Annotated in this window: 28 protein-coding genes; 16 read left to right on the forward strand and 12 right to left on the reverse strand. The window is 66.5% G+C overall.

The features are described 5' to 3' along the window. The first annotated feature begins 1 nt into the window (after window position 1). The 11 genes from WCE05_RS07305 (at window position 2) to WCE05_RS07355 (ending at window position 10470) form a co-directional block, all read left to right on the forward strand. Window positions 2-799, forward strand: coding sequence for an SDR family oxidoreductase (locus WCE05_RS07305; RefSeq protein WP_368815663.1), 798 nt, complete (start codon window positions 2-4; stop codon window positions 797-799). Then, entirely contained in the window at window positions 792-2474 is a 1683-nt protein-coding gene (locus WCE05_RS07310; RefSeq protein ID WP_225789816.1) for a thiamine pyrophosphate-binding protein, read from the forward strand. Before WCE05_RS07305 ends, WCE05_RS07310 begins: the two co-directional genes overlap by 8 nt. Window positions 2475-2484: 10 nt before the next feature. Further along, on the forward strand, window positions 2485-3288 hold the full coding sequence (locus WCE05_RS07315; protein ID WP_225789817.1) for an aspartate dehydrogenase: 804 nt from the start codon (window positions 2485-2487) through the stop codon (window positions 3286-3288). A gap of 10 nt (window positions 3289-3298) precedes the next feature. After that, window positions 3299-4789: an aldehyde dehydrogenase gene (locus WCE05_RS07320; RefSeq protein ID WP_368815664.1), complete on the forward strand. Its 1491-nt coding sequence runs from the start codon at window positions 3299-3301 to the stop codon at window positions 4787-4789. Next, window positions 4786-5763 carry a VOC family protein gene (locus WCE05_RS07325; RefSeq protein ID WP_368815665.1) on the forward strand — a complete coding sequence of 326 codons (978 nt, stop codon included), beginning with the start codon at window positions 4786-4788 and terminating at the stop codon, window positions 5761-5763. The genes WCE05_RS07320 and WCE05_RS07325 overlap by 4 nt, the downstream gene beginning before the upstream one ends. After that, window positions 5760-6077 (forward strand): hypothetical protein, encoded by a 318-nt coding sequence (locus WCE05_RS07330; RefSeq protein ID WP_225789820.1) that lies wholly within the window; start codon window positions 5760-5762, stop codon window positions 6075-6077. The genes WCE05_RS07325 and WCE05_RS07330 overlap by 4 nt, the downstream gene beginning before the upstream one ends. Window position 6078: 1 nt before the next feature. Beyond that, window positions 6079-6306, forward strand: a complete 228-nt coding sequence (locus WCE05_RS07335; RefSeq protein WP_225789821.1) for a recombinase-like helix-turn-helix domain-containing protein — start codon at window positions 6079-6081, stop codon at window positions 6304-6306. Between the two features lie 20 nt (window positions 6307-6326). Beyond that, window positions 6327-7358 (forward strand): aromatic ring-hydroxylating dioxygenase subunit alpha, encoded by a 1032-nt coding sequence (locus WCE05_RS07340; protein ID WP_225789822.1) that lies wholly within the window; start codon window positions 6327-6329, stop codon window positions 7356-7358. Next, window positions 7355-7792, forward strand: coding sequence for a Rid family hydrolase (locus WCE05_RS07345; RefSeq protein ID WP_225789823.1), 438 nt, complete (start codon window positions 7355-7357; stop codon window positions 7790-7792). The genes WCE05_RS07340 and WCE05_RS07345 overlap by 4 nt, the downstream gene beginning before the upstream one ends. A 3-nt stretch (window positions 7793-7795) precedes the next feature. Then, entirely contained in the window at window positions 7796-8755 is a 960-nt protein-coding gene (locus tag WCE05_RS07350) for a PDR/VanB family oxidoreductase (protein WP_225789824.1), read from the forward strand. 485 nt (window positions 8756-9240) lie between these two features. Then, the gene (locus WCE05_RS07355) at window positions 9241-10470 is read left to right on the forward strand and encodes a hypothetical protein (RefSeq protein WP_225789825.1); all 1230 of its coding nucleotides are present in this window, start codon (window positions 9241-9243) and stop codon (window positions 10468-10470) included. A gap of 104 nt (window positions 10471-10574) precedes the next feature. Here WCE05_RS07355 and WCE05_RS07360 read toward each other — a convergent pair whose 3' ends face one another. The 4 genes from WCE05_RS07360 to cysK form a co-directional block, all read right to left on the reverse strand. Next, on the reverse strand, window positions 10575-11468 hold the full coding sequence (locus WCE05_RS07360) for a DMT family transporter (protein WP_225789826.1): 894 nt from the start codon (window positions 11466-11468) through the stop codon (window positions 10575-10577). Window positions 11469-11584: 116 nt separating this feature from the next. Then, window positions 11585-11746 carry a hypothetical protein gene (locus tag WCE05_RS07365; protein WP_225789827.1) on the reverse strand — a complete coding sequence of 54 codons (162 nt, stop codon included), beginning with the start codon at window positions 11744-11746 and terminating at the stop codon, window positions 11585-11587. A 120-nt stretch (window positions 11747-11866) separates the two neighbouring features. After that, on the reverse strand, window positions 11867-12802 hold the full coding sequence (locus tag WCE05_RS07370; protein ID WP_225789828.1) for an aspartyl/asparaginyl beta-hydroxylase domain-containing protein: 936 nt from the start codon (window positions 12800-12802) through the stop codon (window positions 11867-11869). 180 nt (window positions 12803-12982) lie between these two features. After that, on the reverse strand, window positions 12983-13957 hold the full coding sequence (gene cysK / locus WCE05_RS07375) for a cysteine synthase A (protein ID WP_225789829.1): 975 nt from the start codon (window positions 13955-13957) through the stop codon (window positions 12983-12985). Window positions 13958-14091: 134 nt separating this feature from the next. Here cysK and WCE05_RS07380 point away from each other — a divergent pair, with 134 nt between their 5' ends. The 3 genes from WCE05_RS07380 (at window position 14092) to WCE05_RS07390 (ending at window position 17357) form a co-directional block, all read left to right on the forward strand. Continuing rightward, window positions 14092-15165, forward strand: a complete 1074-nt coding sequence (locus WCE05_RS07380) for a DUF748 domain-containing protein (RefSeq protein ID WP_253091560.1) — start codon at window positions 14092-14094, stop codon at window positions 15163-15165. A 155-nt stretch (window positions 15166-15320) separates the two neighbouring features. After that, window positions 15321-16166 carry a MoxR family ATPase gene (locus WCE05_RS07385; protein WP_225789831.1) on the forward strand — a complete coding sequence of 282 codons (846 nt, stop codon included), beginning with the start codon at window positions 15321-15323 and terminating at the stop codon, window positions 16164-16166. Between the two features lie 12 nt (window positions 16167-16178). Then, window positions 16179-17357, forward strand: coding sequence for a VWA domain-containing protein (locus tag WCE05_RS07390; protein WP_368815666.1), 1179 nt, complete (start codon window positions 16179-16181; stop codon window positions 17355-17357). 26 nt (window positions 17358-17383) lie between these two features. Here the strand turns inward: WCE05_RS07390 and WCE05_RS07395 are convergent, their stop codons facing one another. Genes WCE05_RS07395 through WCE05_RS07410 form a run of 4 tightly spaced genes read right to left on the reverse strand, consistent with a single transcriptional unit; the run spans window position 17384 to window position 21062 of the window. Then, window positions 17384-18301: a biotin-dependent carboxyltransferase family protein gene (locus WCE05_RS07395; RefSeq protein ID WP_225789833.1), complete on the reverse strand. Its 918-nt coding sequence runs from the start codon at window positions 18299-18301 to the stop codon at window positions 17384-17386. After that, window positions 18298-18993 (reverse strand): 5-oxoprolinase subunit PxpB, encoded by a 696-nt coding sequence (gene pxpB / locus WCE05_RS07400; protein WP_368815667.1) that lies wholly within the window; start codon window positions 18991-18993, stop codon window positions 18298-18300. The genes WCE05_RS07395 and pxpB overlap by 4 nt, the downstream gene beginning before the upstream one ends. Further along, entirely contained in the window at window positions 18990-19769 is a 780-nt protein-coding gene (locus WCE05_RS07405; protein WP_368815668.1) for a 5-oxoprolinase subunit PxpA, read from the reverse strand. Before WCE05_RS07405 ends, pxpB begins: the two co-directional genes overlap by 4 nt. Before the next feature lie 9 nt (window positions 19770-19778). Further along, window positions 19779-21062 carry an MFS transporter gene (locus tag WCE05_RS07410; protein WP_253104824.1) on the reverse strand — a complete coding sequence of 428 codons (1284 nt, stop codon included), beginning with the start codon at window positions 21060-21062 and terminating at the stop codon, window positions 19779-19781. Window positions 21063-21209: 147 nt separating this feature from the next. Between WCE05_RS07410 and WCE05_RS07415 the strand changes: the two genes are divergently transcribed. Next, a complete protein-coding gene (locus WCE05_RS07415; RefSeq protein ID WP_225789836.1) occupies window positions 21210-22121 on the forward strand; it encodes a LysR family transcriptional regulator in 912 nt (303 codons plus the stop codon). A 58-nt stretch (window positions 22122-22179) separates the two neighbouring features. Here the strand turns inward: WCE05_RS07415 and WCE05_RS07420 are convergent, their stop codons facing one another. The 3 genes from WCE05_RS07420 to WCE05_RS07430 are packed head-to-tail and all read right to left on the reverse strand — an operon-like array spanning window position 22180 to window position 23997. Continuing rightward, the gene (locus WCE05_RS07420) at window positions 22180-22701 is read right to left on the reverse strand and encodes a DUF2937 family protein (protein WP_225789837.1); all 522 of its coding nucleotides are present in this window, start codon (window positions 22699-22701) and stop codon (window positions 22180-22182) included. Window positions 22702-22712: 11 nt separating this feature from the next. Beyond that, window positions 22713-23486, reverse strand: coding sequence for a class II glutamine amidotransferase (locus tag WCE05_RS07425; protein ID WP_253081668.1), 774 nt, complete (start codon window positions 23484-23486; stop codon window positions 22713-22715). A gap of 16 nt (window positions 23487-23502) precedes the next feature. Further along, complete coding sequence (locus WCE05_RS07430; protein ID WP_225789839.1) at window positions 23503-23997, reverse strand: MFS transporter; 495 nt, start codon at window positions 23995-23997, stop codon at window positions 23503-23505. A 225-nt stretch (window positions 23998-24222) separates the two neighbouring features. Here WCE05_RS07430 and WCE05_RS07435 point away from each other — a divergent pair, with 225 nt between their 5' ends. Further along, entirely contained in the window at window positions 24223-26274 is a 2052-nt protein-coding gene (locus WCE05_RS07435; protein ID WP_253104818.1) for a S9 family peptidase, read from the forward strand. Here WCE05_RS07435 and WCE05_RS07440 read toward each other — a convergent pair. After that, window positions 26252-26542, reverse strand: coding sequence for a hypothetical protein (locus WCE05_RS07440; protein ID WP_225789841.1), 291 nt, complete (start codon window positions 26540-26542; stop codon window positions 26252-26254). The genes WCE05_RS07435 and WCE05_RS07440 overlap by 23 nt on opposite strands. Window positions 26543-26583 lie beyond the last annotated feature (41 nt).

Below are 26583 nucleotides of genomic sequence, written 5' to 3' on the forward strand. Positions count from 1 at the left end.
AATGAACCTCTACCAACTGCATGAGCGCACCGCCATCGTCACCGGCGGCTCTTCCGGCATCGGCCTTGCCTGCGTCGAGCTGCTGCTCGAGGCTGGCGCCCGGGTGGCCTTCTGCGGGCGCAACGCCGAGCGCCTGCGCAGCACCGAGGCCAGCCTGCGCGAACGCTTCCCCGAAGCCCGCCTGCTGGCCCAGGTCTGCGATGTGCTCGACCCCGCCTCGGTGCAGGCCTTCGCCGCAGCCAGCCTGGCCGCGCTCGGCCCGGCCCAGGTGCTGATCAACAACGCCGGGCAAGGCCGGGTCTCGACCTTCGCCGACACCAGCGACGAGGCGTGGAACGACGAGCTGCACCTGAAGTTCTTCTCGGTGATCCATCCGGTACGTGCCTTCATGACCCAGCTGCAGGGCCAGGCCGGCGCCTCCATCGTCTGCGTCAACTCGCTGCTGGCCAGCCAGCCGGAGCCGCACATGGTCGCCACCTCCGCCGCCCGTGCGGGGCTGAAGAACCTGGTGCGCTCGATGGCCTTCGAATTCGCCGAACACGATATCCGTGTCAACGGCATCCTCATCGGCCTGGTCGAGTCGGGGCAATGGCGCCGACGCTTCGAGGCCCGCGAAGAACGCGAGCTGGACTGGGCCCAATGGACCGCCCGCCTGGCCCAACGCAAACACATTCCCCTGGGTCGCCTGGGCCTGCCCAAAGAGGCGGCCCAAGCCATCCTGTTCCTGGCTTCGCCCCTGTCGGCCTACACCACTGGCAGCCATATCGATGTATCCGGAGGCCTGTCCCGCCATGCGTAATGAAAACACTGTCACCGTCGGCGCCGTCATCACCGCCTTTCTCGAGCAATGCGAGGTCAAGGCCGCGTTCGGTGTGATCTCGATCCACAACATGCCGATCCTCGATGCCTTCGCCGTGCGCGGCAACATCCGCTTCGTCATGGCCCGCGGCGAGGCCGGCGCCACCAACATGGCCGATGCCTATGCCCGCACCACCGGCGGCCTGGGCGTGTGCCTGACCTCCACCGGCACGGCCGCCGGCAACGCTGCCGGGGCCATGGTCGAGGCGCTGACCGCCGGCACCCCGCTGCTGCACATCACCGGGCAGATCGAGACACCCTACCTGGACCAGGAGCTGGCCTACATCCACGAGGCCCGCGACCAGCTCACCATGCTCAAGGCCGTGTCCAAGGCCGCCTTCCGCGTGCGCAGCGTGGAGACCGCACTGAGCACCCTGAAGCTGGCGGTGCAGACCGCCCTGACCGCGCCCACCGGCCCGGTCAGCGTGGAAATCCCGATCGACATCCAGTCCACCCTCATCCCCATGCCCAGCGACCTGTCGCCGCTGCCGGTGCCGGTGGCGGTGCCCGCCGCCGAAGCCTTGGACCTGGTCGCCGAGCGCCTGGCCGGGGCCACTCGCCCGCTGCTCTGGCTCGGCGGCGGCGCCCGCCACGCCGGGCCACAGGTCAAGCGCCTGCTGGACATGGGCGTGGGCGTGATCACCTCGACCCAGGGCCGTGGCGTGGTCAACGAAGACGACGAGCGCTGCCTGGGCGCCTTCTCGCAGAACAAACTGGTCGAAGGCTTCATGCAGACCTGCGACGCCCTGGTGGTGGCCGGCTCACGCCTGCGCAGCAACGAGACCTTCAAGTACGCCCTGAAGCTGCCGCGCACCACCCTGCGCATCGACGCCAACCCAGCCATCGAAGGCCGCAGCTACCCCAGCGACCTGTTCATCTGCGGCGATTCGGCGCTGGCCCTCGACGGCCTGGCCGACCGCCTGCAAGGCCGTCTGCGCATCGACCCGAACTTCCTGCCCGAGCTCAAGGCGGTGCGCGAACAGGCGCGGGCGCAACTGGTCGCCGACCTCGGCCCCTACTCGGCCATGGTCGAACAGTTGCAGGGCCTGACCGGGCGCAACTTCTCCTGGGTGCGCGACGTGACCCTGTCCAACAGCATCTGGGGCAACCGCCTGCTCAACCTCTACCACCCGCTGGCCGGCGTGCATGCCTTGGGCGGCGGTATCGGCCAGGGGCTGGCGATGGGCATCGGCGCGGCGGTGGCGGCGGCGGAAACAGCGCCCGGGCGCAAGGTCTTCGCCCTGGCCGGCGACGGCGGCTTCATTCTCAACCTGGGCGAACTGGCGACCCTGGTGCAGGAAAACGCCAACGTGGTGATCCTGCTGATGAACGACCAACGCTACGGGGTGATCCGCAACATCCAGGACGCCATCTACGGTGCCCGCCATGCCTATGTCGAGCTGCACACCCCGGACTACGCCAAGCTCGCCGAGTCCATCGGCCTGCGCCATGGCCTGGTCCGCGACCTGAAGGACTTCGGCCCGGTGCTCGAAGGTGCCCTGGGCGAAAGCGGCCCCTTCCTGCTGGAAGTGGACATGCTCAGCGTCGGCAGCTTCGCCACCCAGTTCGCCGGCCCGCCCAACAGCGAAACCAAGGCCCAGAAGGCCACGGCCTGAGGAACCTGCCATGTTGCATATCACCATGATCGGCTGCGGCGCCATCGGCGTTGGCGTGCTCGAACTGCTGGAGCAGGACCCGCAACTGTGCGTCGATGCGGTCATCGCCTCGGCCGGTTCCGAAGACCTGGTACGCCAGCGCCTGGGCAGCTTCCGCCAGCCGCCCGAAGTGCTCACCGCCTTGCCGGCTGACGCCCGCCCCGACCTGCTGGTCGAGTGCGCCGGGCACCGGGCCATCGAGGAACACGTGCTGCCGGCCCTGGAGCGCGGCATCGCCTGCCTGATCGTCTCGGTCGGCGCACTGTCGCAGGTCGGCCTGGTCGAACGCCTGGAAGCGGCGGCGGCCCGTGGCAACACGCGGATCGAGCTGTTGCCCGGCGCCATCGGCGGCATCGACGCCCTGTCGGCGGCCAAGGTCGGCGGCCTGGACTCGGTCGACTACACCGGGCGCAAGCCGGCGCGGGCCTGGAAGAACACCCCGGCCGAGCAGGTCTGCGACCTGGACAGCCTGCGCGAGGCCACGGTGATCTTCGAAGGCAGCGCCCGCGAAGCGGCGCGCCTGTACCCGAAGAACGCCAACGTCGCCGCCACCCTGTCGCTGGCCGGCCTGGGCCTGGACCGTACCCGGGTGACGCTGGTCGCCGACCCGCACAGCGAGGACAACGTCCATCACTTCGAAGCCCGTGGCGCCTTCGGCGGCTTCGAGATGAGCCTGCGCGGCAAGCCGCTGCAGGCCAACCCGAAAACCTCGGCCCTGACCGTCTACAGCGTGGTCCGGGCCCTGGGCAACCATGCCCACGCCATTTCCATCTAGGGGACTGCCAATGACTCTGGAACAGACCTTACCCATCTGCGTCGCCGGTACCTGGCGCCTGGGCGGCGGCGAGCGCTACGCCACCTGCTACCCGGCCACCGGCGAGCCGGTGGCCTGGCTCAACGCCGCCAGCCTCGAGGATGTCGAGCTCGCCGTACAAGGCGCCCACCAGGCCTTTCTCAACAGTGGCTGGGCCCAGCGCAAGCCCCACGAACGCGCCGCCGTGCTCTACCGCATCGCCGAGGCGATCCGCCAGCGCAGCGAGGAACTGGCCCAGCTGCAACGCCAGGACAACGGCAAGCCGATCAATGAAACCCGTGCCTTGGTGGCCAGCGCCGCCGGCACCTTCCAGTTCTTCGCCGCCGCCTGCGAAACCCTGGAGGAAACCATCACCCCGTCGCGCGGCGACTTCGTCAGCATGAGCGTGTACGAACCGATGGGCGTGGTCGCTGCGATCACCCCGTGGAACTCGCCGATCGCCAGCGAAGCGCAGAAAGTCGCCCCGGCCCTGGCCGCCGGCAACGCCGTGGTGATCAAGCCGGCCGAGATCACCCCGCTGCTGGCCCTGCAACTGGCGCGCATCTGCGAGGACGCCGGCCTGCCCAAGGGCCTGGTCAGCGTGCTGCCAGGCAAGGGCTCGCTGCTCGGCGACGCGCTGACCCGACATCCGCTGGTCAAGCGTGTATCGTTCACCGGCGGTACCCGCACCGGCAAGCACATCGCCCATATCGCCGCGGACAAGATGATGCCGGTGTCCCTGGAGCTGGGCGGCAAGTCACCGACCATCGTCCTCGACGACGCCGACCTGGACCACGCCGTGGCTGGTGTGCTGTACGGCATCTTCAGCTCCTCCGGCGAAGCCTGCATCGCCGGCTCGCGCTTGTTCGTCGCCCGTTCCCTGTACGAACCCTTCATGCAGCGCCTGGTCGCCGCCGCTGCGCAACTGCGCCTGGGCGACCCGGCCGACGAAGGTACGCAGATGGGCCCGCTGATCAGTGCCGCGCACCGTGAATCCGTGGAGCGCTACGTCGCCCTCGGCCTGGCCGAAGGCGGCCGCCTGCGCCTGGGTGGCGAACGCCCCAGCGGCGGCCTCTTCGACCAGGGCTACTTCTACCCACCGACCATCCTCGAAGGCCTGGGTAACCACCAGCAGATCTGCCAGGAGGAAATCTTCGGTCCGGTGCTGGTGGCCATGCCCTTCGACAGCGAGGCCGAACTGGTCGAGCAGGCCAACGACAGCCTGTACGCCCTCGCCGCCGGGATCTGGAGCCGCGACTACAAGCGCGCCTGGGCCCTGGGTCGCAAGCTGCAGGCCGGCACGGTGTGGATCAACACCTACAAGCAGTTCTCCATCTCGACCCCGTTCGGCGGCTGGCGCGACAGCGGCCTGGGCCGGGAAAAGGGCCGGCTCGGCATCCTGCAGTACATGGAACAGAAAAGCCTCTACTGGGGCATGAACCAACAACCACTGGCCTGGGCCGGTGTGGAGGCAAGGCCATGAGCGTACTGGGCATCGACGAAGTCACCTACGGTGTGGAAGACCTGGACACCTGCGTGCGCTTCTTCGCCGACTGGGGCCTGACCCAGGTCAGCGAGCAAGCCGACGAAGTGATCTTCGAAACCCTCAACGGCTGCCGGGTGGTGCTCGCCCACCTCGACAAGCCCGGCCTGCCGCCGGCCATCGAGCCGGGCTCGACCGTGCGCGAGGTGGTCTGGGGCGTGGAGAGCGAGGCAGACCTGGCGCTGTACAGCCAGCGCATCGCCAATGACCCGGGCTTCGTCGAGGGCGACGGCCGCATCGGCTGCACCGACCCCAACGGCCTGGCGATCCGCCTGCAGGTCACCCGCAAACGCCCGCTGGACATCGAGTGCAGCGGCCACAACACTTGGCAGGTCAAGGGCCGGATCAACAAGCCCGCGCCGGTCTACGAGCGTGCCACGCCCATCGAAGTCGGCCACGTGGTGTTCTTCGTCAAGGACGTCAATGCCTGCGAGGCCTTCTACCACGAGCGCTTCGGCTTCCAGGCCTCGGACCGCTACCCCAATCGCGGCGCCTTCCTGCGCACCGCCGAGGAAGGCGGCCACCACGACCTGTTCATGCTGCAGTTGCCGGCGCCACGCGCCGGGCTCAACCATGTGGCCTTCACCGTGCGCGACCTGCACGAGGTGTTCGGCGGCGGCATGCACATCTCCCGCTGCGGCTGGAGCACCGAGATCGGCCCAGGCCGCCACCCGGTGTCCTCGGCGTTCTTCTGGTACTTCAAGAACCCGGCCGGTGCGCTGGTCGAGTACTACGCCGACGAGGACCAACTGACCGGCGACTGGCAACCCCGGGAATTCGAGCCAGGGCCGACGGTGTTCGCCGAATGGGCGATCGCCGGCGGCATCGATGGTCATACCCGGCGCCAGCAGCATGTCGAGGCGCCGCAAGGCAAGTTCCTCACCGACAAGGCCAAGGAGCAGGGCAAGCCATGAGCGAATCGATGCTGCTGACGGTGGTGCTGCGGCACGACCAGTCGAAGAACCTGGAACAGATCCAGGGCCACATGAAGCAGGTGGGCTGGTGGGACAGCTTTCCGCCCGAGGGCGTGGAGGTGGTGTCTTGGACCGTGGCCATGGGCCTGGGCCAGATCGTCACCCTGCGCCTGCCACCGAGCCTGCTGAGCAAGGTCAATGTGGAACTGGAACGCGCCGCCTGGGGCGTGTTCCGCACCGAATGCTACCCGACGTACGACTTTGTCCCGGTCCGCGAAACGATCCGCGAACGGGTCCGCAATGGAGGCCAATGACATGAGCGATACCGAGCGTTACCTGCAACCCCATCAGGCCCGCAAACGGCCCAACACCCCATTCGAAGACCTGCTCGGCGATTCCATCGAGCGCGCCTACGGCAGTGGCGTGACCGAGCTGGGCGAGCTGCTGGCGCACCTGAACCTGGCCGGCCCGCCCTGCCCGCTGACCACCGGAGAGTGGACCGAGGACGCCTATAAAACCCTGATGGCTCGGCTGGGCGAATGACCCACCGGAGGTAGAACAAGATGAACATGCACGTAACCGTCGACCCTGTTGAGCAACACCTGGCCAATGGCCTGAAAGATCTCTGGTTCCCGGTCCTGCCGTCGGAACTGCTGGGCGAAAAGCCCGTCTCGATCCGCCGCTTGGGCTACAAGATCGCCCTGTGGCGCGACAACGACGGCAGTGTCCATGCCCTCGAGGACCACTGCCCCCACCGTGGCGCGCCGCTGTCCCAGGGGCCGGTGTTGGGCGACCGCCTGCAATGCCCGTATCACGGCGTCGAAGTGCGCTGCGACGGCACCGTCGTCAAGGTGCCTGGCAGCCCCGGCTGCAAGCTCGAAGGCAGCCGCCCGACGCGGATGTTCCATACCCGCGAGGCAGCGGGGGCGATCTTCCTGTTCAACGCCACCGACCCACACCTGGAAACACCGCCAGAGCTGGTGCTACCCGAGCAACTGACCTCCCCCGAATGGAGCAGCTTCCTCTGCTACACCGAGTGGAAGGGCGACTACCGCTACGTGCTGGACAACGTCATGGACCCGATGCACGGGACCTACCTGCACAAGATGTCGCACTCCATGAGCGAAGGCGAAGCCACCGCCAAGTTCGTCACCCGCGACACCGAGCAGGGCTTCTTCTTCGAAAAGGAAGGCCAGCGCGGGGTCAACTTCGACTGGACCGAATTCCTCGACAACGGCTGCCACTGGCTGCGCCTGGAGATCCCCTACCCCAAGACCGGCGGCCCCGGCGGCAACTTCACCATCATCGGCAGCTACACCCCCAGCAGCCGCGCCCTGTCCGCCGTGTTCCACTGGCGCGCGCGGCCGCTGACCGGCTGGCAGCGCGACACCTGGCGCTTCCTCTACAAGAACCGCCTGGAAGCCCGCCACTGGGCGGTGCTGGAGCAGGACCGGGTGTTGCTGGAATTCATGGAGCCCGACGCCAACCAGCGCGAGAACCTCTACCAGCATGACCTGGGCGTGGTGCGCCTGCGCCGCTATCTCAAGGGCAAGGCCAAGGAGCAACTGGCCCTGATCGAAGCGAAACAGCTATGAACCAGGCCGTACAGCGAATCCAGGCCCCGGGCCTGGACGAGCTGGCCACGGCCAGCTGGTCCAACGCCCTGCTGATCGGCAACGAGCTGGTGATGTCCGGCATGACCGCCCACCCGGCGACGCGCCAGGCCGCCGAAGCCGGCGCGCCGCTGGATGCCTACGCCCAGACCCTGCAGGTGCTGGGCAAGGCCAAGGCGCTGGTGGAGGCCGCCGGCGGGCATGTCGGCAACCTGTACCGGTTGACGGTGTACGTCACCCGGATCGCCGACAAGGACGCCGTTGGCCGTGCCCGCCGCGACTTCTTCGAGGGGTTCGCCTGCTACCCCACCTCCACCCTCGTCGAAGTGAGTGCCCTGGTGTTTCCAGAACTGCTGGTGGAAATCGAAGCCAGCGCCCGGCTCGACATTGACTTGCGCACTGCGCCATCGAGGTGACCGATGTCCAACACCCCTACCCTCACCGCGCTGGTCCACACCCTGCGCCATGAAGCCGAAGGCATCCTCAGCGTCGAACTGCGTCCCTGGGGCGATACCGTGTTCCCACCGTTCGAAGCCGGCTCGCACATCGACCTGCACCTGCCCAATGGCCTGGTGCGCAGCTACTCGCTGCTCAACTCGCCGAGCGACAAGGGCCGCTATGTGGTCGGCATCCTGCGCGACCGCAACAGCCGCGGTGGCTCGAAGTTCGTCCACGAGCAACTGCGGGTCGGCACCCAGTTGAACATCTCGCCACCACGCAACAACTTCCCCCTCGATCCACAGGCCAGCCACAGCGTGCTGGTGGCCGGCGGTATCGGCATCACGCCGATCTACTGCATGTTCCGCCAGTTGCTGGCCCTGGGGAAATCCGCCGAGCTGATCTACTGCGCCCGCTCGCGCAAGGAAGCAGCGCTGCTGGAGGAACTCAGCGGCCTCGACGCCAAGGTGGTCTACCACTTCAACGACGAGAAGGACGCCGTGCCAAACCTGGCCAGCTACCTGGCCGGCCAGCCGAGCGACACGCATTTCTACTGCTGCGGCCCGACGCCGATGCTCGACGCCTTCGAAAGCACCTGCGAAAGCCTCGGCTACCCGCATGCCCACATCGAACGCTTCACCGCCGCCGAACTGCCGCCCTCGGAAGATGCCCAGGACAGCTACAGCGTCGAACTGAAGAAGTCTGGCAAGACCCTCGCCGTGGAACCTGGGCTGAACCTGCTCGATGTGCTGCTCGAGGCGGGGTGCGATGTCGAGTACAGCTGCCGCGAAGGCGTCTGCGGCTCCTGCGAGACCCGGGTGCTGGAAGGTGACATCGACCATCGCGACGGGGTGCTGACCAAGGCCGAACGGGCTGCGAACACCTCGATGATGGTGTGCGTGTCCGGCTGCAAGAGCCGACGGCTGGTGCTCGACCTTTAATCGATCGGGGTGCCGGAGTCTCAAGAAAACGCCAGCCTTTGAATAAGCTCAAAGCGCATCATTCGGCCGACCAGAAAGTGTCGGCCTTTTTTTGCCCATCCAATGACTTGAAGAGCCTGCTATTTATTCGCCGGCAAAACACCAAGTGCCCCATTAGCGTTCATTGTGCACTTTGGATGCACAACAACGGCACCGCCTTGTTACGTTCTTTCCAAGCGTTCCAAATACGGCACGAACCAGCACGTTCCAAATATAAATAACTGATTTATATTGGTTTTTCAGAAAACAGAACACACCACCCCACTGGCACGGTTTCTGCTATTTCTTTCCCGAATTCATAGTTCAAACAGCGTGTCATATATAAAACAATAAAAACCCAACCCTTCCAGTCCGCCGCCTGCCACGCCAACTTCCCATTGAATGCCTGATTCAAGGCAGGGATCGGTGTCGCCAGCGGAAACTGCTCAACCTTGTGGGGCATCGATATGAACAAGTATGTGATAAGCCTGGGCCTGATCATCGGCAGTTGCGCCACGTTCGCCTCCGAGCCTGGCCCCGCGGCGCCAGACCAACCACCTGCGGTGAAAAAGCCGTTCCCGCACATCGCCTGGCGCAGCGACGACGGCGAGAGCTCGTTGGATATCGGCGGCGCCCTGCGGGTGAACTACCGGGACGAACACTGGGACACCACCGAGAACAACGGGCGCTTTCTCTTCGACACCTTCCGCCTGGATGTCCAGGCCAGCCACAAGCGCCTGTTCAGCGATGTCGGCTACTGGTTCCAGGACGATGGCAAGCGCTCCATCGACCGTGGCTACATCGGCTATCGCTTCGATGCCCGTTCGAACCTGCAACTGGGCGCACCGTTCAAGCCGTTCGGCCTGGAACCCTACCCACAGTTCGGTTGGAGCTATCACATTCCGTTCTTCATGGGCTATGGCGTCAGTGCCGGTACGGGCCTGAAGTACAGCTACAAGGACAGCGACTGGGACCTGCAACTGGGCTACTTCCCACGCATGCTGCCGTCGGGCATCCGCTACTCGCCGGAAGTGGGCCGCTATGCCGACCTCGACGACAATGCCGTGCCCTTCATCCATTCACGCCAGGACAACGAGAAACGTAACCAGGTCAATGCCCGTGTAGCCAGGACCTTCACTGGCGAGGGCTGGAAAACCGAGATCGGCGCATCGCTGGCCGCCGCCGAACTCTACAACGCCACCACCCACGACGATGGCGACTACTGGGCCGGCGGCGTGCATGCGATCGTCAACGCCGGCCCCTGGACCGTGACCGGCCAGGCCATCCGCTACGAATACGATCCGAAAAACCCCGAGGGGGTCAGCGACGATGCGGTGCTGATGGGCGGCAACGGCCTGACCCCGGCCTACCTGATCGCCTCCAAGGCCACCCTCGGCTCGCTCAACGTCGGCTACGACATCTTCACCCCCGGGTTGGGCCAGTTGAAGAAAATCAAGGTGTATACCGACTACAGCCGGATGATGAAGGACAAGAGCGGCTGGGACGACTCGCAGATGATCACCGTCGGTGCGCAGTTCCTCGCCATGCCGATCATGGCCTGGGTCGACCTGACCTGGGCCAGGAACGCCAACCCCTTCGGCGGCGCGGAGAACGGCACCGGCTGGACCAGTACCGACTCCATCGGCAGCAACGACTGGTATTACCGGACCAACATCAACATTGGCTATTACTTCTGAGGCCGCCAATCGCACCCTCAGTGATCGCCTCGGCCCCTGTGGGAGCAGGTTTGCCCGCTCCCACAGGGCCTTGAGCTAGCTCGACGAGTTGCCCGCCAAGGGGCCTATCCCGCCTGCTCCACCTCGCCAAGCCGCTGCGCCGGCTTGCGGAACACGAACAGCAAGCCCACCACGATCAGCCCCATCCCCAGCAGGCTGAGCGGCGCCAGGCGGTTGCCGAAGATCAGGTAGTCCATCACCGCGGTCACCGCCGGCACCAGGTAGAACAGGCTGGTGACGTTGACCAGGTTGCCCCGCGCGATCAACCGGTACAGCAGCAGGGTCGCCAGCAGCGATACCACCAGCCCCATCCACAACAGCGCACCGACGAAGCTGGTGCTCCATTGCACGTGCAGCGCCTGGAACGGCGCGAACACTGCGCACAGGGCGAACCCGGCCAGGTATTGCAGCGGCAGGGTACCCATCGGGTTATCGGTGATGCGCTTCTGCAGGATCGAGCCAAAGGTCATGCAGGCCAGCGCCAGCAAAGCGAACAGCATCCCGGCCAGGGATACCCCGCCCAGGTTGATGCCCTGGTAGACCACCATCACCAGCCCGGCGAGCCCCAGCCCCAGGCCGAACAGCCGGCTCCAGGAACGCTGGCGCTCCATCAGCACCACGGTGAGGATCGGTTGCACGCCCATGACCGTGGCCATGACGCCAGGGGTGACGTGGGTGTCGAGCGCCAGCAGGTAGAAGATCTGGTAGGCGCCGAGCAGCACGCAGCCGGTGCCCAGGGCGCGCAGGATCGCGCCCCGACCACGCGGCCAACGCAGCCCGAGCAAGGGGCCGATCAGCAGCAGGCCGGCGAGCGCCAGGGCTGCGCGCAGCAGGAGGAAGGCGAAGGGGCTGGCCTGGGCCAGGCCGAGCTTGGAGACGATCGCCCCGCTGCTCCACAGCAGGACGAACAGGCTGGTGGTGGCCGCCGAGGCCACGGATGCTTTGGAAAAGACAGACATGTATTGCCACCTGTAGTCGGGCAAATGAGCCGAACGGCGGGCTGTCGCGTTAGCGAGGGAAGTAGCCGACCGTGTTCAGTAGGTTGCGCGTGCGCGGGCAGACGGCCAGAAGCCGCTCAGCCCAGCACCACTGCGCGAGGAGGCGGAGCTACGCCGCCTACGACGCCACTGACAGGTGGTGGGTAGTGACTGATCATGACCGGCTGCTGGCTGCCACGCACGACCATGCCCGCGACAGGCGCGAGGACGACGGCGGTGGTGGAAGGGATGGCTGGCATGAACAGGTCTTCGGAGAAGTGAATGGATCCAACTATAGCGATGGAATCATTGCCGGACAAGCAGGATCGCGGTGATTCGTTATTCTTGGGACCGCTTCGCGGCCCCAAATGACGATGACCTCAGAACAACCAGCGATACAGCAGGTACGCCACCACCACCGCCAACACCGGCCGCAGCACGCGATAGGCCTTGGGGTTGGCCCGCTTGAACTGCTTCACGCGGCCACTGATCTTGTTGCTGAAGCGCTTGCTCCAGGCGTACGCCTGGTTGATCCCGCCCACGCGCTCGTCATCGGTGTTCTGCGGCGCGGTGGCACGGCCGAGGAAGGCGCTGACCTTGCGGTTGATGCGGGTCATCAGCGGGCTGCTGAGCGGGCGCTCGACATCGCAGAACAGGATCACGCGGGTCACGTCGGTCTCGTTCTTGACCCAGTGCACGTAGGTCTCGTCGAACATCACGTCCTCACCGTCGCGCCAGGCGTAGGGCTGGCCGTCGACGTAGATGCGGCAGTTGTCCGAGTTCGGCGTGGACAGCCCCAGGTGATAGCGCAGGGAGCCGGCGAACGGGTCGCGGTGCGGGTTCAGGTGGCTGCCGCCGGGCAGCAGGGCGAACATGGCGCCCTTGACGTTGGGGATGCGGCTGACCAGCTCGACGGTCCTGGGGCACAGGACTTCGGCCGAGGGCAGCGGCTTGTCGTACCACTTCAGGTAGAAGCGCTTCCAGCCTTTCTTGAAGAACGAGCCGAAGCCGGCGTCGTTGTCCTTCTCGGCGGCACGGATGTAGCCCTCGTCGAACAGGCGCATGGCCTCCGCGCGGATCACTTCCCAGTTGTCCTTGAGCACGTCCAGCTCGGGGAAGCGCTGGCGGTCCAGGTAGGGCTTGGAGGGCACGCCGGAAAACAGGTACATCAGGCTGTTGTAGGGGGCGAACAGCGCCGAATGGTTGACGAACTGACGCAGCACGGGCAGTCGCGCCTTGCCGCGCAGGTGCACGAACAGGACGCTGCCGAAGAACACCAGCAGGACACCTGCCTTGGCGACAAAGGAAAAGGTCATGCAACACTCCTTGCAGGGGAAATCTGGCCATCCCGGATAGCCGGACATCATAAACCCATCCGGCCCCGGTAAAAACAACCGAGGCCGGAGCGCAGTGTTGAGCATTTTGCAACAAACGAGGCTGCCGGGCATTGCGCCGGATCAGTGGCGGGGGCTTTCAAGCCACTTGCAGCTTGGAGCTTATTGCTGATTCTCCTGCTCGGTGAACAGGTCGGCGAACAGCATGCTCGACAGGTAGCGCTCGCCGGAGTCCGGCAGGACCACGACGATGGTCTTGCCCTGCATCTCCGGCTTCTCGGCCAGGCGCACCGCCGCGGCCATCGCCGCGCCGCTGGAGATGCCGCAGAGGATGCCCTCCTCCTGCATCAGGCGCAGGGCCATGGCCTTGGACGCCTCGTCACTGACGGTCTCGACCTGGTCGACCAGCGACAGGTCCAGGTTCTTCGGCACGAAACCGGCACCGATACCCTGGATCTTGTGCGGGCTGGGCTTGAGCTCCTCGCCGGCCAGGGTCTGGCTGATCAGTGGCGAGGCCACGGGCTCCACCGCCACCGACAGGATCGACTTGCCCTGGGTGTGCTTGATGTAGCGCGACACACCGGTGATGGTACCGCCGGTGCCCACCCCGGCCACCAGCACGTCCACCGCGCCGTCGGTATCGTTCCAGATCTCCGGCCCGGTGGTCTTCTCGTGGATCGCCGGGTTGGCCGGGTTGTCGAACTGGCCCGGCAGGAAGTACAGGCCCGGGTCGGCGGCGACGATCTCGTTGGCCTTCTCGATCGCCCCTTTCATACCCTTGGCCGGATCGGTCAGCACCAGCTCGGCGCCCAGGGCCTTGAGCACCTTGCGCCGCTCCAGGCTCATGGAGGCCGGCATGGTCAGGATCAACTTGTAGCCACGGGCCGCGGCGACGAACGCTAAGCCGATGCCGGTATTGCCCGAGGTCGGCTCGACGATGGTCATGCCGGCCTTGAGCTTGCCGCTGCTCTCGGCGTCCCAGATCATGCTCGCGCCGATCCGGCACTTGACCGAATAGCCCGGGTTGCGCCCTTCGATCTTGGCCAGGATGGTCACGCCGCGCGGGGCGATGCGGTTGATCTGCACCAGGGGCGTATTGCCGATGGAATGGGCGTTGTCTGCGTAGATACGGCTCATGGCAGGGGTCCTTGAACATGAAGGAGCAGGGAAAGCCTCAAGGGTAAGCCTGCCCATGGGGGGCGTAAAGCCCGTTCGAACTCGGCGAAGCGCCCCACGGTCAACCGGACAACCCCGCAAAGGAGAGCCTGCCGATGAAAGGTCGCTACCGCTGGCCACTGGTCGGCCTGGCCAGCCTGCTCGTGCTGTTGGTGGCCCTGCACCTGGCCCTGCCCTACCTGGTGCGCGACTACCTCAACGACAAGCTGGCCGACATGGGCGACTACCACGGCCGAATCGTCGACGTGGACCTGGCCTGGTGGCGCGGCGCCTACCAGATCAATGGCCTGGAGATCGTCAAGACCACCGGCAAGGTGCCAGTACCGTTGCTCGATGCGCCCCTGATCGACCTGTCGGTAAGCTGGCACGCCCTGTGGTACGACCAGGCGGTGGTGGCCGAGGTGACCTTCGTGCGCCCCGTGCTGAACTTCGTCGACGGCGGCGACAAGCAACACTCCCAGACCGGCCAGGGCACCGACTGGCGCCAGCAGTTGGAAAAGCTCGTGCCGATCACCCTGAACGACGTGCGCATCGACGATGGCACCCTGACCTTTCGCAACTTCACCTCCAAGCCGCCAGTCGACCTCAAGGCGACCCGGCTCGATGTCAGCATCCGTAACCTGACCAACGTGCGCGACGAAAAAGGCCGGCGCGACGCCAGCTTCGACGCCAGCGCCGTGCTGCTGGGCGACGCCAAGGTCGAAAGCCGCGCCATCTTCGACCCGTTCAGTGATTTCGACGACTTCCAATTGCGCCTGCGCGCGACCGGCATCGAACTGCGTCGCCTCAACGATTTCGCCAGTGCCTATGGCAAGTTCGACTTCAATGCCGGGCATGGCGACCTGGTGATCGAGGCCCAGGCCGAGAACGGCCGGCTCGACGGCTACATCAAGCCGCTGCTGCGTGACGTCGACGTGTTCAACTGGCAGCAGGACGTGCAGGACAAGGACAAGGGCTTCTTCCGCTCGGTGTGGGAAGCGCTGGTCGGGGCCAGCGAGACAGTGCTCAAGAACCAGCCGAAGAACCAGTTCGCCACCCGCGTGGAGCTTAGCGGCAGCGTGCACCAGCAAAACATCAGCGCCTTCGAGGCATTCCTGCAGATCCTGCGCAATGGGTTCATCCGGGCGTTCAACGCACGCTACGAGCAGCCGCCGCCGGATGCCGACTGAGCGAGCGTGACGGGGCATTCAGCGACTGAATACCCGGTCTGCGTTTCCAGCTGCCCAGCCCCGCGTTATAGTCGGTGGCAAATCACGAACATGTGTTGCCTGTACCGGCTTGCCGGCGATAGGGCCGCTACAGACACCCCGCAGAGGACAGATCCATGAAGTTCGAAGGCACCCGCGACTACGTCGCCACAGACGACCTGAAACTGGCGGTAAACGCGGCCATCACCCTCGAACGCCCGCTGCTGGTCAAGGGCGAGCCGGGCACCGGCAAGACCATGCTCGCCGAACAGCTCGCCGCCGCCTTCGGCGCCCGCCTGATCACCTGGCACATCAAGTCCACCACCAAGGCCCACCAGGGCCTCTACGAGTACGACGCGGTCAGCCGCCTGCGCGACTCGCAGTTGGGCGTGGACAAAGTCCACGACGTGCGCAACTACCTGAAGAAGGGCAAGTTGTGGGAAGCCTTCGAGGCCGACGAGCGGGTGATCCTGCTGATCGACGAGATCGACAAGGCCGACATCGAGTTCCCCAACGACCTGCTGCAGGAACTCGACAAGATGGAGTTCTACGTCTACGAGATCGACGAGACCATCAAGGCCAAGCAGCGCCCGATCATCATCATCACTTCCAACAACGAGAAGGAGCTGCCCGATGCCTTCCTGCGCCGCTGCTTCTTCCACTACATCGCCTTCCCCGACCGCGACACCCTGCAGCGCATCGTCGACGTGCACTTCCCCGACATCAAGCAGTCGCTGGTCAGCGAAGCGCTCGACGTGTTCTTCGACGTGCGCAAGGTGCCGGGCCTGAAGAAAAAGCCCTCCACCTCCGAGCTGGTCGACTGGCTCAAGCTGCTGATGGCCGACAACATCGGCGAGGCAGTGCTGCGCGAGCGCGATCCGACCAAGGCCATTCCGCCGCTGGCCGGCGCCTTGGTGAAGAACGAGCAGGACGTGCAGTTGCTCGAACGCCTGGCCTTCATGAGCCGGCGCGGCAACCGCTGACAGGAGCCGGCCATGCTGCTCAACCTGTTCAACGAAATGCGCGCGGCCAAGGTGCCGGTGTCGGTGCGCGAACTGCTCGACCTGCTCAATGCCTTGCAGCAGCGCGTGGTGTTCGCCGACATGGACGAGTTCTACTACCTCGCCCGGGCCATCCTGGTGAAGGACGAACGGCATTTCGACAAGTTCGACCGGGCCTTTTCCGCCTACTTCAAGGGCCTGGAGAACCTCGACCAGCACCTGCAGGCGCTGATCCCCGAGGACTGGCTGCGCAAGGAGTTCGAACGTTCGCTGAGCGACGAGGAGCGCGCGCAGATCCAGTCCCTGGGCGGGCTGGACAAGCTGATCGAGGCATTCAAGAAGCGCCTGGAGGAACAGAAGGAACGCCACGCCGGCGGCAACAAGTGGATCGGCACCGGCGGTACCAGCCCGTTCGGCAGTGGCGGCTACAACCCCGAGGGCATCCGCGTGGGCGATGCCGGCAAGCGCCAGGGCAAGGCGGTCAAGGTGTGGGACCTGCGCGAGTACAAGAACCTCGACGACCAGGTCGAGCTGGGCACGCGCAACATCAAGCTGGCCCTGCGCCGCCTGCGCAAGTTCGCCCGTGAAGGCGCAGCCGAAGAGCTGGACATCGACGGCACCATCGACCACACCGCGCGCGATGCGGGCCTGCTGAACATCCAGATGCGCCCGGAACGGCGCAACACCGTCAAGCTGTTGCTGCTGTTCGACATCGGCGGCTCCATGGATGCCCACGTCAAGGTCTGCGAGGAACTGTTCTCGGCCTGCAAGACCGAGTTCAAGCACCTGGAGTACTACTACTTCCACAACTTCATCTACGAGTCGGTGTGGAAGAACAACCTGCGCCGCACCTCCGAGCGCTTCTCGACCTTCGACCTGCTGCACAAGTACGGCGACGACTACAAGGTGGTGTTCGTCGGCGACGCGGCCATGGCGCCCTACGAGATCACCCAGCCGGGCGGCAGCGTCGAGCACTGGAACGAGGAAGCCGGGTACGTGTGGATGCAGCGCTTCATGGAGAAATTCCGCAAGATCATCTGGATCAACCCGTACCCGAAACAGACGTGGGACTACACGGCTTCGACGCACCTGGTGCGCGAGCTGGTCGAGGACAAGATGTATCCGCTGACCTTGCAAGGGTTGGAAGACGGGATGCGCTATCTGTCCAAGTAAGCTGGGGCTGCTTTGCGGCCCCAGCCTCAGCCCCAACGCCCCAGATACCCCTGCTGCTCCCGCCAGGCCTGCTCCTGCACCACCGCCCTGAACCGCACCACCGCCCCCGGCAGGCACTGCGCCAGTTGCGCCAGCGCCAGCGGCGTCAACGCGCCCAAGCGTGGATAACCACCAATCGTCTGCCGGTCATTGAGCAACACGATCGGCTGCCCATCCGGCGGCACCTGCACCGCTCCCAGCGGTATCCCTTCGGAAATCATCGGCGCCCCCTGGTAGACCAGTCGAGGCCCCAACAAGCGGATGCCCATGCGGTCCGCGCGGCTGTCCAGGGTCCAGTCGCTGTTGAATGCCTCGAACAGGCTGGTGCCACTGAACGCACCGATCTGCGCGCCCATCACCAGGTCCAGAACAGGCTTCGCCTCATGGGCCGGGCGCAACGCCTCGGGCACTTCGCGCAACGCCGGCGAAGCCTCGCCGAACACCAGCATCTGTCCCTTGACCAACGCCCCGCCCCGGCCATCAATCCCACCCAACGCCTCGCGCACGACCGTCGCGCAACTGCCCAGCACCGCCTCGCCCTGGAAGCCGCCCGGAGCCGCCAGGTAGGCACGCACGCCCTGGCGCGGCTGTTTCAGGGTCAGTTGCTGGCCCTTGCCCAGGGTGAAACTGCGCCACGGCGCCAATGGCCGATCATCGACCCGCGCCTCCAGGTCCGCCCCGGCCAGGGCCAGCACGCAATCCTGCTCGGCCACCACGCTGAAGCCGCCGAGCGCCACCTCCACCACCGGTGCACCGAGGGCATTGCCCAGCAGCCAGTTGGCCCAGCTCATCGCCACCCAGTCCAGCGCCCCGCCCTGGGTCACGCCCAGGTGGCGCACGCCGAACCGCCCAGCATCCTGCAACTGGCACAGCGCCGTGCTGGCCTCGATCCTCAACTGCCTCATGCCTGGGCCTCCAACGGGCTATCGTCACCGCCCAGCCTGACGAACTCGGCGCGATCCACCGCCACGAAGCGCACCCGGTCGCCAGGTTGCAGCAAGCTGTAGCCCTCGCGCCCACGGTCGAACAAACGCACCGGGGTACGCCCGATCAGGTTCCAGCCGCCCGGCGATACCGCCGGATACGCGGCGGTCTGCCGCTCGGCGATGCCGACGCTACCGGCTGCCACGCGCTTGCGCGGGGTAGCCAGGCGCGGCGTGGCCAGGCGTTCGTCCACCAGGCCCATGAACGCGAAACCGGGGGCGAAGCCCAGGGCGAACACCGGGTACTCGCGCTCGCTGTGCAAACGGATCACCCCCGCCTCGCCCAGCCCGCTGCGCGCGGCCAGCAGTGGCAGCTCGGGCCCGACGCTGGCGTCGTACCACACCGGTAGCTCGTGCCGGCGCCCGGCATTGCCCGTATCGGGCCGCAGCCCTTCCAGCGCCTGGTCGATCAGTGCCCTCGCCGCGCCCGGCGCCAGGTCGAACTGCACCATCAGCGTGGTGTAGGACGGCACCAGTTCGACCAGGCGCGCGCCGAACGCCGCGCGCAGGCGCTGGCTGGCGGCGAGGATCCAGGGCATGTTGGTCTCGTCGATGAGGTCGAACAGGCGCACCATCAGGCTGTCGACGGCCACCACCTCGATACGTGGGTTCATGGCTGCTCCAGGGCGTCGAGGGCCTGGCGGATCTGCCGCACGGCAGCCACCGAGCTGTCGTTGTCGCCATGCACGCACAAGGTACTGGCGTGTAGCCGAACGGCGCTGCCATCGTCGGCCACCAGCGCCTCGCCCCGGGCCAGGCGCAGGGCCTGTTCGACCACCAATGCCGGGTCGTGGTGTACCGCGCCGGGTAGGCGCCGCGAAACCAGGTGGCCGCTGGCGGTGTAGGCACGGTCGGCGAAGGCCTCGAACCACAAGGGCACACCGACTTTCTCGCCCAGGGCACCGGCCGCACTGTCGTCGGCGGTCGCCATGAGCATCAGCGGCAGGCTGGCATCGTAGGCGGCCACGGCCTCCAGCACGGTGCGCAGCTTGAGCGGGTCGGCCATCATGTCGTTGTACAGCGCGCCATGGGGCTTGACGTAGGCCACGCGGCCACCGAGCACCCGGCAGATGCCATCCAGGGCACCGATCTGGTAGTGCAACAGGTCACGGATCTCCTCCGTGCTGCAGGCCATGGAGCGGCGGCCGAAGCCGACCAGGTCCGGGTAGGCCGGGTGGGCACCGACGGTCACGCCGTGCTCCAGGGCCAGCGCCACGGTGCGGCGCATGGTGCCCGGGTCGCCGGCGTGGTAGCCGCAGGCGATGTTGGCGCAGTCGATGTAGGGCATGACCTCGGCATCCAGGCCCATGCGCCAACTGCCGAAACTCTCACCCATGTCGCAATTGAGTAGCAGGCGTTTCACCTGGCGGGCTCCCCTGTCGATGTTCATATGCCTACCTTACCGCGCCTGGAGTTCTTTGCCGCGGGTTTCCGGCAGGCTCAACGCGGCGAGGATCACCACGCCATAGGACACCGCGGCGAACCCGCCGATGCCCAGGCCCAGCGGCACCTTCTGGCTGAGCAGGCCGATCAGCAGCGGGAAGAACGCCGCGATGGCACGGCCGACGTTGTAACAGAAACCCTGCCCCGAGCCACGGATGCGGGTGGGGAACAGTTCGGTGAGGAAGGCACCCATGCCACTGAAGATGCCCGAGGCGAAAAAGCCCAGGGGGAACCCGAGCCACAGCATGACGCCATCGCTGACCGGGATCTGGGTATAGAGCAGGACGATGATGAACGACCCCACGGCGAACAGGATGAAGTTCTTCTTGCGGCCCAGCAGGTCGGTAAGGTAGGCGCTGATCACGTAGCCGACATAGGAACCGACGATCACCATCGCCAGGTAGCCGCCGGTGCCCAGCACGCTCAGGCCGCGCTCGTTCTTGAGGAAGGTCGGCAGCCAGGAGGTGATGGCGTAGTAGCCGCCCAAGGCGCCGGTGGTCAGCAGGGAGGCGCGCAGGGTGGTCCAGAGCATGCCGGGGGCGAAGATCTCGTAGAAGTGCGAAGGCGCTTCGGCTTTTTCCACGGCCTTGGCTGCCCGGTACACCTCCGGGTCCTTGACTAGGCGGCGGACGAAGATCACGAACACCGCCGGCACGATGCCCAGCAGGAACAGCGCCCGCCAGGCCTGCTCGGGCGGCAGGAAGGAGAACAGCAGCGCATAGAGGATCGCCGTCAGCCCCCAGCCGATGGCCCAGCCGGACTGCACCATGCCCACCGCCTTGCCACGGTCCTGGGCGCGGATCACCTCGCCGATCAGCACCGCGCCGGCGGTCCATTCGCCACCGAAGCCGAAGCCCATCAGGGTGCGGGCGACCAGCAATTGCTCGTAGCTCTGGGCGAAGCCGCAGAGGAAGGTGAAAAAGGCGAACCACAGTACCGTCAACTGCAGGGTCCGTACCCGACCGATGCGGTCGGAGAGAATGCCGGCGATCCAGCCGCCCAGGGCCGAGGCGATCAACGTGCTGGTGTGGATCAGCCCGGCCTCGGCGGTGGTGATGCCCCACAGGGCGATCAGGGTGGGGATGACGAAGCTCAGCATCTGGGTGTCCATGCCGTCCAGGCCATAGCCGATCTTGCAGCTCCAGAAGGTGCGCCGTTGCTGTCGGTCGATGTCGCGGTACCAGGCGAAGGGGCCGGTCGACACCGGGGAAGATGCCTGCTGCACGCCGGATGGGTTCATGATTGCCTCGGCTTGTTGGTATTGTTTTGCGAGCGACGGGTACCGTCGCGGCCTGGGCGCCATTGTTCAGAGGCCGTGGGGTGAGCGTCCAACGATAAAATCCGTCGGTCTGGGATAAGAAAACCTGATCACCCCTGCGAGCACACCATGAACCTCCGATTCCTCGAAACCTTCGTCTGGGTCGCCCGGCTCAAGAGCTTTCGCCTCACCGCCGAGAAGCTGTTCACCACTCAGGCCTCGGTGTCCAGCCGCATCGCCGCTCTCGAGGCGGACCTGGGCGTGAAGCTGCTGCTGCGCGACTCGCGCGGGGTCAGCCTGACCCCGGAGGGCAGCAAGGTGCTGGAGTATGCCGAGCGCATGCTCGACACCGCCAAGGCCATGAAGCGCTCGCTGGACAGCGACCGGGCCAAGGTCGGGCGGATCCGCATCGGCGTGATGGACACGGTGATCCACACCTGGATGAGCGCCCTGGTGGCCGAACTCAGCGAACGCTATCCGCAGGTGGAAATCGAGCTGGTGGCCGATACCGCGCTGAACCTGCGCGAGCAGTTGCAGAAGGGCTTTCTCGACGTGATCCTGCAGACCGACCTGCTGCGCCAGGAGTCGATCCGCAGCACCGACCTGGCCCGCTACCCCATGGGCTGGATCGTCGCCGCAGGCTCCCTCCATCATCGCGACTACGCCTCGTTGGCCGAGCTGGCCCGGGAGCGCATCGTCACCTTCTCGAAGAACTCACGCCCGCACCAGGAAGTGCTCAGCCTGCTGCAGGCCGCGGGTGCCGAGACACCACGGCTGAACTGCGTGAACTCGGTGGCGGCCATCACCCGCCTGCTGCGCGACGGCTTCGGCATCGGTGCCCTGCCCCCGGCGCTGGTCGATGCCGAACTGGCCCGGGGCGAGTTGGTGTTGCTGGAAGGCTTGCAGCCACCGCCGAGCCTGGAGCTGGTGGTGGCCTGGCAGACTGGGGTGGAACTGGTGGACGAGGTGGTGGCGCTGTGCAGGCAGGTGCTGGAGCGGTATGCGCGGGATGTGGGTGGGCAGCGGATCGTGCTGGTCTGAACCCGGTGGGGTGCCCGTTCCAGTCCAGCCCCAGGATTACCAAGGGTGCGCCCAGCCCCTAGCGCCAGCTCTCCTTCACCGCCTTGCGCCGCCCCCCGAGGATCGCCCAGCCAACCAGCAGCAACAGGCTCTCCACCACCAGCGCCAGGACGAACCCGGCCCCCAGCCCCCAGCCGATCGCCTCGGGCACCAGCAGGATCTGGTAGCTGTAGCCCTTGAGCGTCTCCTCGCGCAGCTGCGGGTCGGGCTGCACCAGCACATGCCAGGTACGGCTCACCCACGGCCCTTGCAATGCCTGCCATTCGCGCTCCAGCAGGCGATTGCGCAGCAGCAGGCTCTCGATGCTGTTGGCATCGCTGTTGAACACCGGGTCGTCGCTACTGCGGTAGTGCCGCACCAGGGCCTGCAGGTCGCCATTGAAAAAGCGCTGCGCGGTCTCCTCGAACCCCGACAGGGCCTGGCGCGATTCGAACAGGTGCGCCTCGACCCGCTGGCTGTAGGCCTCGATCAGCCCCGGCACCTGGATGCCGGCCAGCAGGCCGAAGGTGAACAGCAGCAAGCGCAGGTAGCTTCTGAACATGGACGGGCTTCCTAGCTCTGCCCCTGGGCGACGCTTTCGCCATGCCGCCACAGGGCCCATTGACCCGGCTCGTAGCGCTGCCAGGTCTCGTTCTCGGTCAAGGCCTCGGTGGCGATCACCGTGACCACGTCGTTGGGGGTGGTTTCGGCCTGGAAGTCGACGTTCAGGTCGACATCCTTCAGCCGCGCCGGGCCGAACGGCGCGCGTCGGGTGATATGCACCAGCTTGGTCGAGCAGAAGCAGAACAGCCAGTCGCCATCGCTGAGCAGGCAGTTGAACACGCCCTTGCCGCGGTACCCCGCACAGGCTTCGACCAGCACCGGCAGCAGCTGTTCCACCGCCACCGGCTCCGGGAAGGCCGCGCGCACGCGGTTGAGCAGGTCGCAGAAGGCCGCCTCGCTGTCGGTGTCGCCCACCGGCCGGTAGAAGGTGGTCTCGCCACGGAAGTCGCCGAGCTGGCCGTTGTGCGCGAAGCACCAGTTGCGCCCCCACAGCTCGCGGACGAACGGATGGGTATTGGCCAGGCAGACCCTGCCGACATTGGCCTGGCGGATGTGGCCAATGACCACCTCGCTCTTGATCGGGTAGCGCTGCACCAGGTTGGCCACCTCCGACTCGCTGCTCGCCGCCGGGTCCTGGAACAGGCGCAGGCCGCGCCCTTCGTAGAAGCCGATGCCCCAGCCGTCGCGGTGCGGGCCGGTCCGTCCGCCGCGCTGCATCAGGCCGGTGAAGCTGAAGACGATGTCGGTGGGGACGTTGGCGCTCATGCCCAGCAGTTCGCACATGCTCGTGGCTCTCCGCTTACAGGCGTGGCTCGACACGGCCAGGGCCGGCCGGGGCCGGTGGCGGGTCGTCGCGGTAGCGATCGCGGCGATCGGCGGCCACTGGCGCTGCGGCCATCACCTCATCGTCCTCTTCGGCCTGGCGCCGGGTGGTGGCCTCGGCCTTCTCCCGGCGTTCGCGGGCGCGTTTTTCCAGCGGCCAGCGCAGCAGGACGAAGAGGATGTAGACGGCGAAGGCGATCATGCCGTACATGGCCAGGTCCGACGCCGCGCGCCAGGCGTTGTTGCCGACCTTGAACGCCAGGTCCAGGGTGGTGATGGCGATGGCCGGGGCGAAGCTTTCCTTGACCGGGTCGACGATGGTCGGGGTCAGCAGCAGCACCGCCAGGACCACCCGCAGCGGTTCGCGCAGCCAGCGCCACATCCAGCCGGTGAGTTTGAAGCCCACCAGCAGGCAGCCCAGGGCGGCAAAAGCGTACAGGCCCCAGGCGAGGGTGTAGTCGTTCTCGGTCATGGTGTTCGTGCAAGCCAGGCAAAGAGATGCCTATGATAAACACTTTTCCGGATGCCGGCGCGTCCACCGCCAACCGAGGGCTGCTGCAGCGGCCCCTTCGCGGGCAAGCCCGCTCCCACAAGGTCCTGCGAACCCTCTCATCGGTGATCGACTCGGGCCCTGTGGGGGCGGGCCCGCGCAAGGGGGCCACCTCGCCAGCACGAGCCCACAGCCAAGAGACTTTCCATGCCCGCCACCACCCGCACGCTCCAGCCGCCCATCGCCCGCCAGGCCCCGGGCGCCGATCCCTACGCCTGGCTGCAAGCCCGCGACACCCCCGAGGTCCTGGCCTACCTGGCCGAAGAGAACGCCTACCAGGAGGCCTGCCTGGCCGACCAGGCGCCCTTGCGCGAGCAATTGTTCGAGGAAATCAAAGGCCGCATCCTGGAAACCGACCTGTCGCTGCCCTCGCCCTGGGGCCCATACCTGTACTACACCCGCACCACCGCCGGCGACGAATACCCGCGCCACTACCGCTGCCCGCGCCCGGAGGACGACTCCAACACAGTCGATGAAAGCCGCGAGCAACTGCTGCTCGACCCCAACGCGCTGGCCGCTGGCGGCTTCCTGGCCCTCGGCACGTTCAACGTCAGCCCCGACCATCGCCTGCTGGCCTACAGCCTCGACACCAGCGGCGACGAGGTCTACACCCTGTACGTCAAGGACCTGGCCAGCGGCAGCGTCACCGCCCTGCCCTTCGAGGACTGCGACGGCAGCATGACCTGGGCCAACGACAGCCGCACGCTGTTCTTCGCCGAACTGGACGACACCCACCGCCCTTGGCGCCTGCGTCGCCATACCCTGGGCGAAGACAGCGCACCGACGGTGTTCGAAGAGCCCGACGGCCGCTTCTTCCTGCATTGCTACCGGGCCAGCTCCGAACGCCAGTTGGTCCTGTCGCTCAACAGCAAGACCACCAGCGAAGCCTGGGTGCTGGATGCCGAAACCCCGCTGGCGCCCTTCACCTGCCTGGCGCCCCGGGTCGAGGGCCACGAGTACTTCCCCGACCACGGCCAGCTCGACGGTCAGTGGCGCTGGTTCATCCGCAGCAACCAGGACGGCATCAACTTCGCCCTGTTCCACGCGCCGGCCGAGCAAGTCCCCAGCCGCGACCAGTGGCAGGCGCTGGTGCCGCACCGCGACGATGTCATGCTCGAAGGCCTGAGCCTGAATGCCGGCGCCCTGACCCTGAGCCTGCGCGAAGGCGGCCTGCCGATCATCGAGGTCCGCCCCCAGGGCCTTGCGCCCTACCGCGTCGAGCTGCCGGATGCGGCCTACAGCCTCTACGTGCAGGACAGCCTGGAATTCACCAGCACGCGCATTCGCCTGCGCTACGAGGCGCTCAACCGCCCGGCCCAGGTGCGCCAGCTGGTACTGGCCAGCGGTGAGCAGGCCGTGCTCAAGCAAACCCCGGTGCTCGGCGCCTTCGACCCCGACGCCTATGTCAGCGAGCGCCTCTGGGCCGTCGCCGGAGACGGCACTCGCGTACCGATCAGCCTGGTGCGCCGCCGCCAGGACCAGGGCCGCTGCGTACCGCTCTACCTCTACGGCTACGGCGCCTATGGCGAAAGCCTCGACCCTTGGTTCTCCCACGCTCGCCTGAGCCTGCTGGAACGTGGCGTGGCCTTCGCCATCGCCCATGTGCGCGGCGGTGGCGAGCTGGGCGAGGCCTGGTACCGGGCCGGCAAGCAAGCACACAAGCAGAACAGCTTCGACGACTTCATCGCCTGCGCCGAACACCTGGTCGCCGAGGGCGTGACCAGCCGCGAGCGCCTGGTCATCAGCGGCGGCAGCGCCGGCGGCCTGCTGATGGGCGCGGTGCTCAACCAGCGCCCCGAGCTGTTCCGCTGCGCCATCGCCGAGGTACCGTTCGTCGACGTGCTCAATACCATGCTCGACCCAGAGCTGCCGCTGACCGTCACCGAGTACGACGAATGGGGCAACCCCGAGGATCCGCAGGTGTACGCGCGTATCAAGGCCTACGCCCCCTACGAGAACGTCAAGGCCCAGGCCTACCCGGCCATGCTGGTGGTCGCCGGCTACAACGACAGCCGCGTGCAGTACTGGGAGGCGGCCAAGTGGGTGGCGCGCCTGCGCACCTGCAAGACCGACGACAACCTGTTGCTGCTCAAGACCGAGATGGGCGCCGGGCACGGCGGCATGAGCGGGCGCTATCAGGGCCTGCGCGACGTGGCGCTGGAGTATGCGTTCGTCCTCAACGAACTGGGCGTGGCGTAGTCACGGGGGGCCTCGGCGGGTCCTGCCGCAGGCCCGGCAAGGGTTGATCCTTGGGTGGGCCGGGCACGGGCATCGGTGGCAGCAAGGGCGCACCGGGCTGGTGGTCGCCCGTCTTGGGCGGGGTGCTGGGCGTGATCTGCGGATAGGGTGTCGGCGTCGGGGTGCCCGGGGCACCCGGCACGGGCGTGACGATCCGTGGCTGCAGGCTGGCGGCATCGGCCACGGGCGCGCTGGCGAGGATCAGTACGGCGAGGATCGCATGGAACATCAGCAACCTCCTGCAAGAAATCTTCCTACAGGCTAAGCCGA

This window comes from Pseudomonas sp. I2, from assembly GCF_040984075.1.
GTDB lineage: Bacteria > Pseudomonadota > Gammaproteobacteria > Pseudomonadales > Pseudomonadaceae > Aquipseudomonas > Aquipseudomonas guariconensis_B.

What these genes read in the sequence shown, in the direction of transcription:
- WCE05_RS07390 (WP_368815666.1), top strand. Translation starts at nt 16,179, where the DNA reads ATGCTGCTCAACCTGTTCAACGAAATGCGCGCGGCCAAGGTGCCGGTG.
- WCE05_RS07430 (WP_225789839.1), bottom strand. Translation starts at nt 23,997, where the DNA reads ATGACCGAGAACGACTACACCCTCGCCTGGGGCCTGTACGCTTTTGCC.
- WCE05_RS07340 (WP_225789822.1), top strand. Translation starts at nt 6,327, where the DNA reads ATGAACATGCACGTAACCGTCGACCCTGTTGAGCAACACCTGGCCAAT.
- WCE05_RS07325 (WP_368815665.1), top strand. Translation starts at nt 4,786, where the DNA reads ATGAGCGTACTGGGCATCGACGAAGTCACCTACGGTGTGGAAGACCTG.
- WCE05_RS07380 (WP_253091560.1), top strand. Translation starts at nt 14,092, where the DNA reads ATGAAAGGTCGCTACCGCTGGCCACTGGTCGGCCTGGCCAGCCTGCTC.
- WCE05_RS07365 (WP_225789827.1), bottom strand. Translation starts at nt 11,746, where the DNA reads ATGCCAGCCATCCCTTCCACCACCGCCGTCGTCCTCGCGCCTGTCGCG.
- WCE05_RS07370 (WP_225789828.1), bottom strand. Translation starts at nt 12,802, where the DNA reads ATGACCTTTTCCTTTGTCGCCAAGGCAGGTGTCCTGCTGGTGTTCTTC.
- WCE05_RS07385 (WP_225789831.1), top strand. Translation starts at nt 15,321, where the DNA reads ATGAAGTTCGAAGGCACCCGCGACTACGTCGCCACAGACGACCTGAAA.
- WCE05_RS07305 (WP_368815663.1), top strand. Translation starts at nt 2, where the DNA reads ATGAACCTCTACCAACTGCATGAGCGCACCGCCATCGTCACCGGCGGC.
- WCE05_RS07415 (WP_225789836.1), top strand. Translation starts at nt 21,210, where the DNA reads ATGAACCTCCGATTCCTCGAAACCTTCGTCTGGGTCGCCCGGCTCAAG.
- WCE05_RS07315 (WP_225789817.1), top strand. Translation starts at nt 2,485, where the DNA reads ATGTTGCATATCACCATGATCGGCTGCGGCGCCATCGGCGTTGGCGTG.
- WCE05_RS07425 (WP_253081668.1), bottom strand. Translation starts at nt 23,486, where the DNA reads ATGTGCGAACTGCTGGGCATGAGCGCCAACGTCCCCACCGACATCGTC.
- WCE05_RS07330 (WP_225789820.1), top strand. Translation starts at nt 5,760, where the DNA reads ATGAGCGAATCGATGCTGCTGACGGTGGTGCTGCGGCACGACCAGTCG.
- WCE05_RS07335 (WP_225789821.1), top strand. Translation starts at nt 6,079, where the DNA reads ATGAGCGATACCGAGCGTTACCTGCAACCCCATCAGGCCCGCAAACGG.
- WCE05_RS07395 (WP_225789833.1), bottom strand. Translation starts at nt 18,301, where the DNA reads ATGAGGCAGTTGAGGATCGAGGCCAGCACGGCGCTGTGCCAGTTGCAG.
- WCE05_RS07410 (WP_253104824.1), bottom strand. Translation starts at nt 21,062, where the DNA reads ATGAACCCATCCGGCGTGCAGCAGGCATCTTCCCCGGTGTCGACCGGC.
- pxpB (WP_368815667.1), bottom strand. Translation starts at nt 18,993, where the DNA reads ATGAACCCACGTATCGAGGTGGTGGCCGTCGACAGCCTGATGGTGCGC.
- WCE05_RS07435 (WP_253104818.1), top strand. Translation starts at nt 24,223, where the DNA reads ATGCCCGCCACCACCCGCACGCTCCAGCCGCCCATCGCCCGCCAGGCC.
- WCE05_RS07420 (WP_225789837.1), bottom strand. Translation starts at nt 22,701, where the DNA reads ATGTTCAGAAGCTACCTGCGCTTGCTGCTGTTCACCTTCGGCCTGCTG.
- WCE05_RS07350 (WP_225789824.1), top strand. Translation starts at nt 7,796, where the DNA reads ATGTCCAACACCCCTACCCTCACCGCGCTGGTCCACACCCTGCGCCAT.
- cysK (WP_225789829.1), bottom strand. Translation starts at nt 13,957, where the DNA reads ATGAGCCGTATCTACGCAGACAACGCCCATTCCATCGGCAATACGCCC.
- WCE05_RS07320 (WP_368815664.1), top strand. Translation starts at nt 3,299, where the DNA reads ATGACTCTGGAACAGACCTTACCCATCTGCGTCGCCGGTACCTGGCGC.
- WCE05_RS07360 (WP_225789826.1), bottom strand. Translation starts at nt 11,468, where the DNA reads ATGTCTGTCTTTTCCAAAGCATCCGTGGCCTCGGCGGCCACCACCAGC.
- WCE05_RS07355 (WP_225789825.1), top strand. Translation starts at nt 9,241, where the DNA reads ATGAACAAGTATGTGATAAGCCTGGGCCTGATCATCGGCAGTTGCGCC.
- WCE05_RS07345 (WP_225789823.1), top strand. Translation starts at nt 7,355, where the DNA reads ATGAACCAGGCCGTACAGCGAATCCAGGCCCCGGGCCTGGACGAGCTG.
- WCE05_RS07310 (WP_225789816.1), top strand. Translation starts at nt 792, where the DNA reads ATGCGTAATGAAAACACTGTCACCGTCGGCGCCGTCATCACCGCCTTT.
- WCE05_RS07440 (WP_225789841.1), bottom strand. Translation starts at nt 26,542, where the DNA reads ATGTTCCATGCGATCCTCGCCGTACTGATCCTCGCCAGCGCGCCCGTG.
- WCE05_RS07405 (WP_368815668.1), bottom strand. Translation starts at nt 19,769, where the DNA reads ATGAACATCGACAGGGGAGCCCGCCAGGTGAAACGCCTGCTACTCAAT.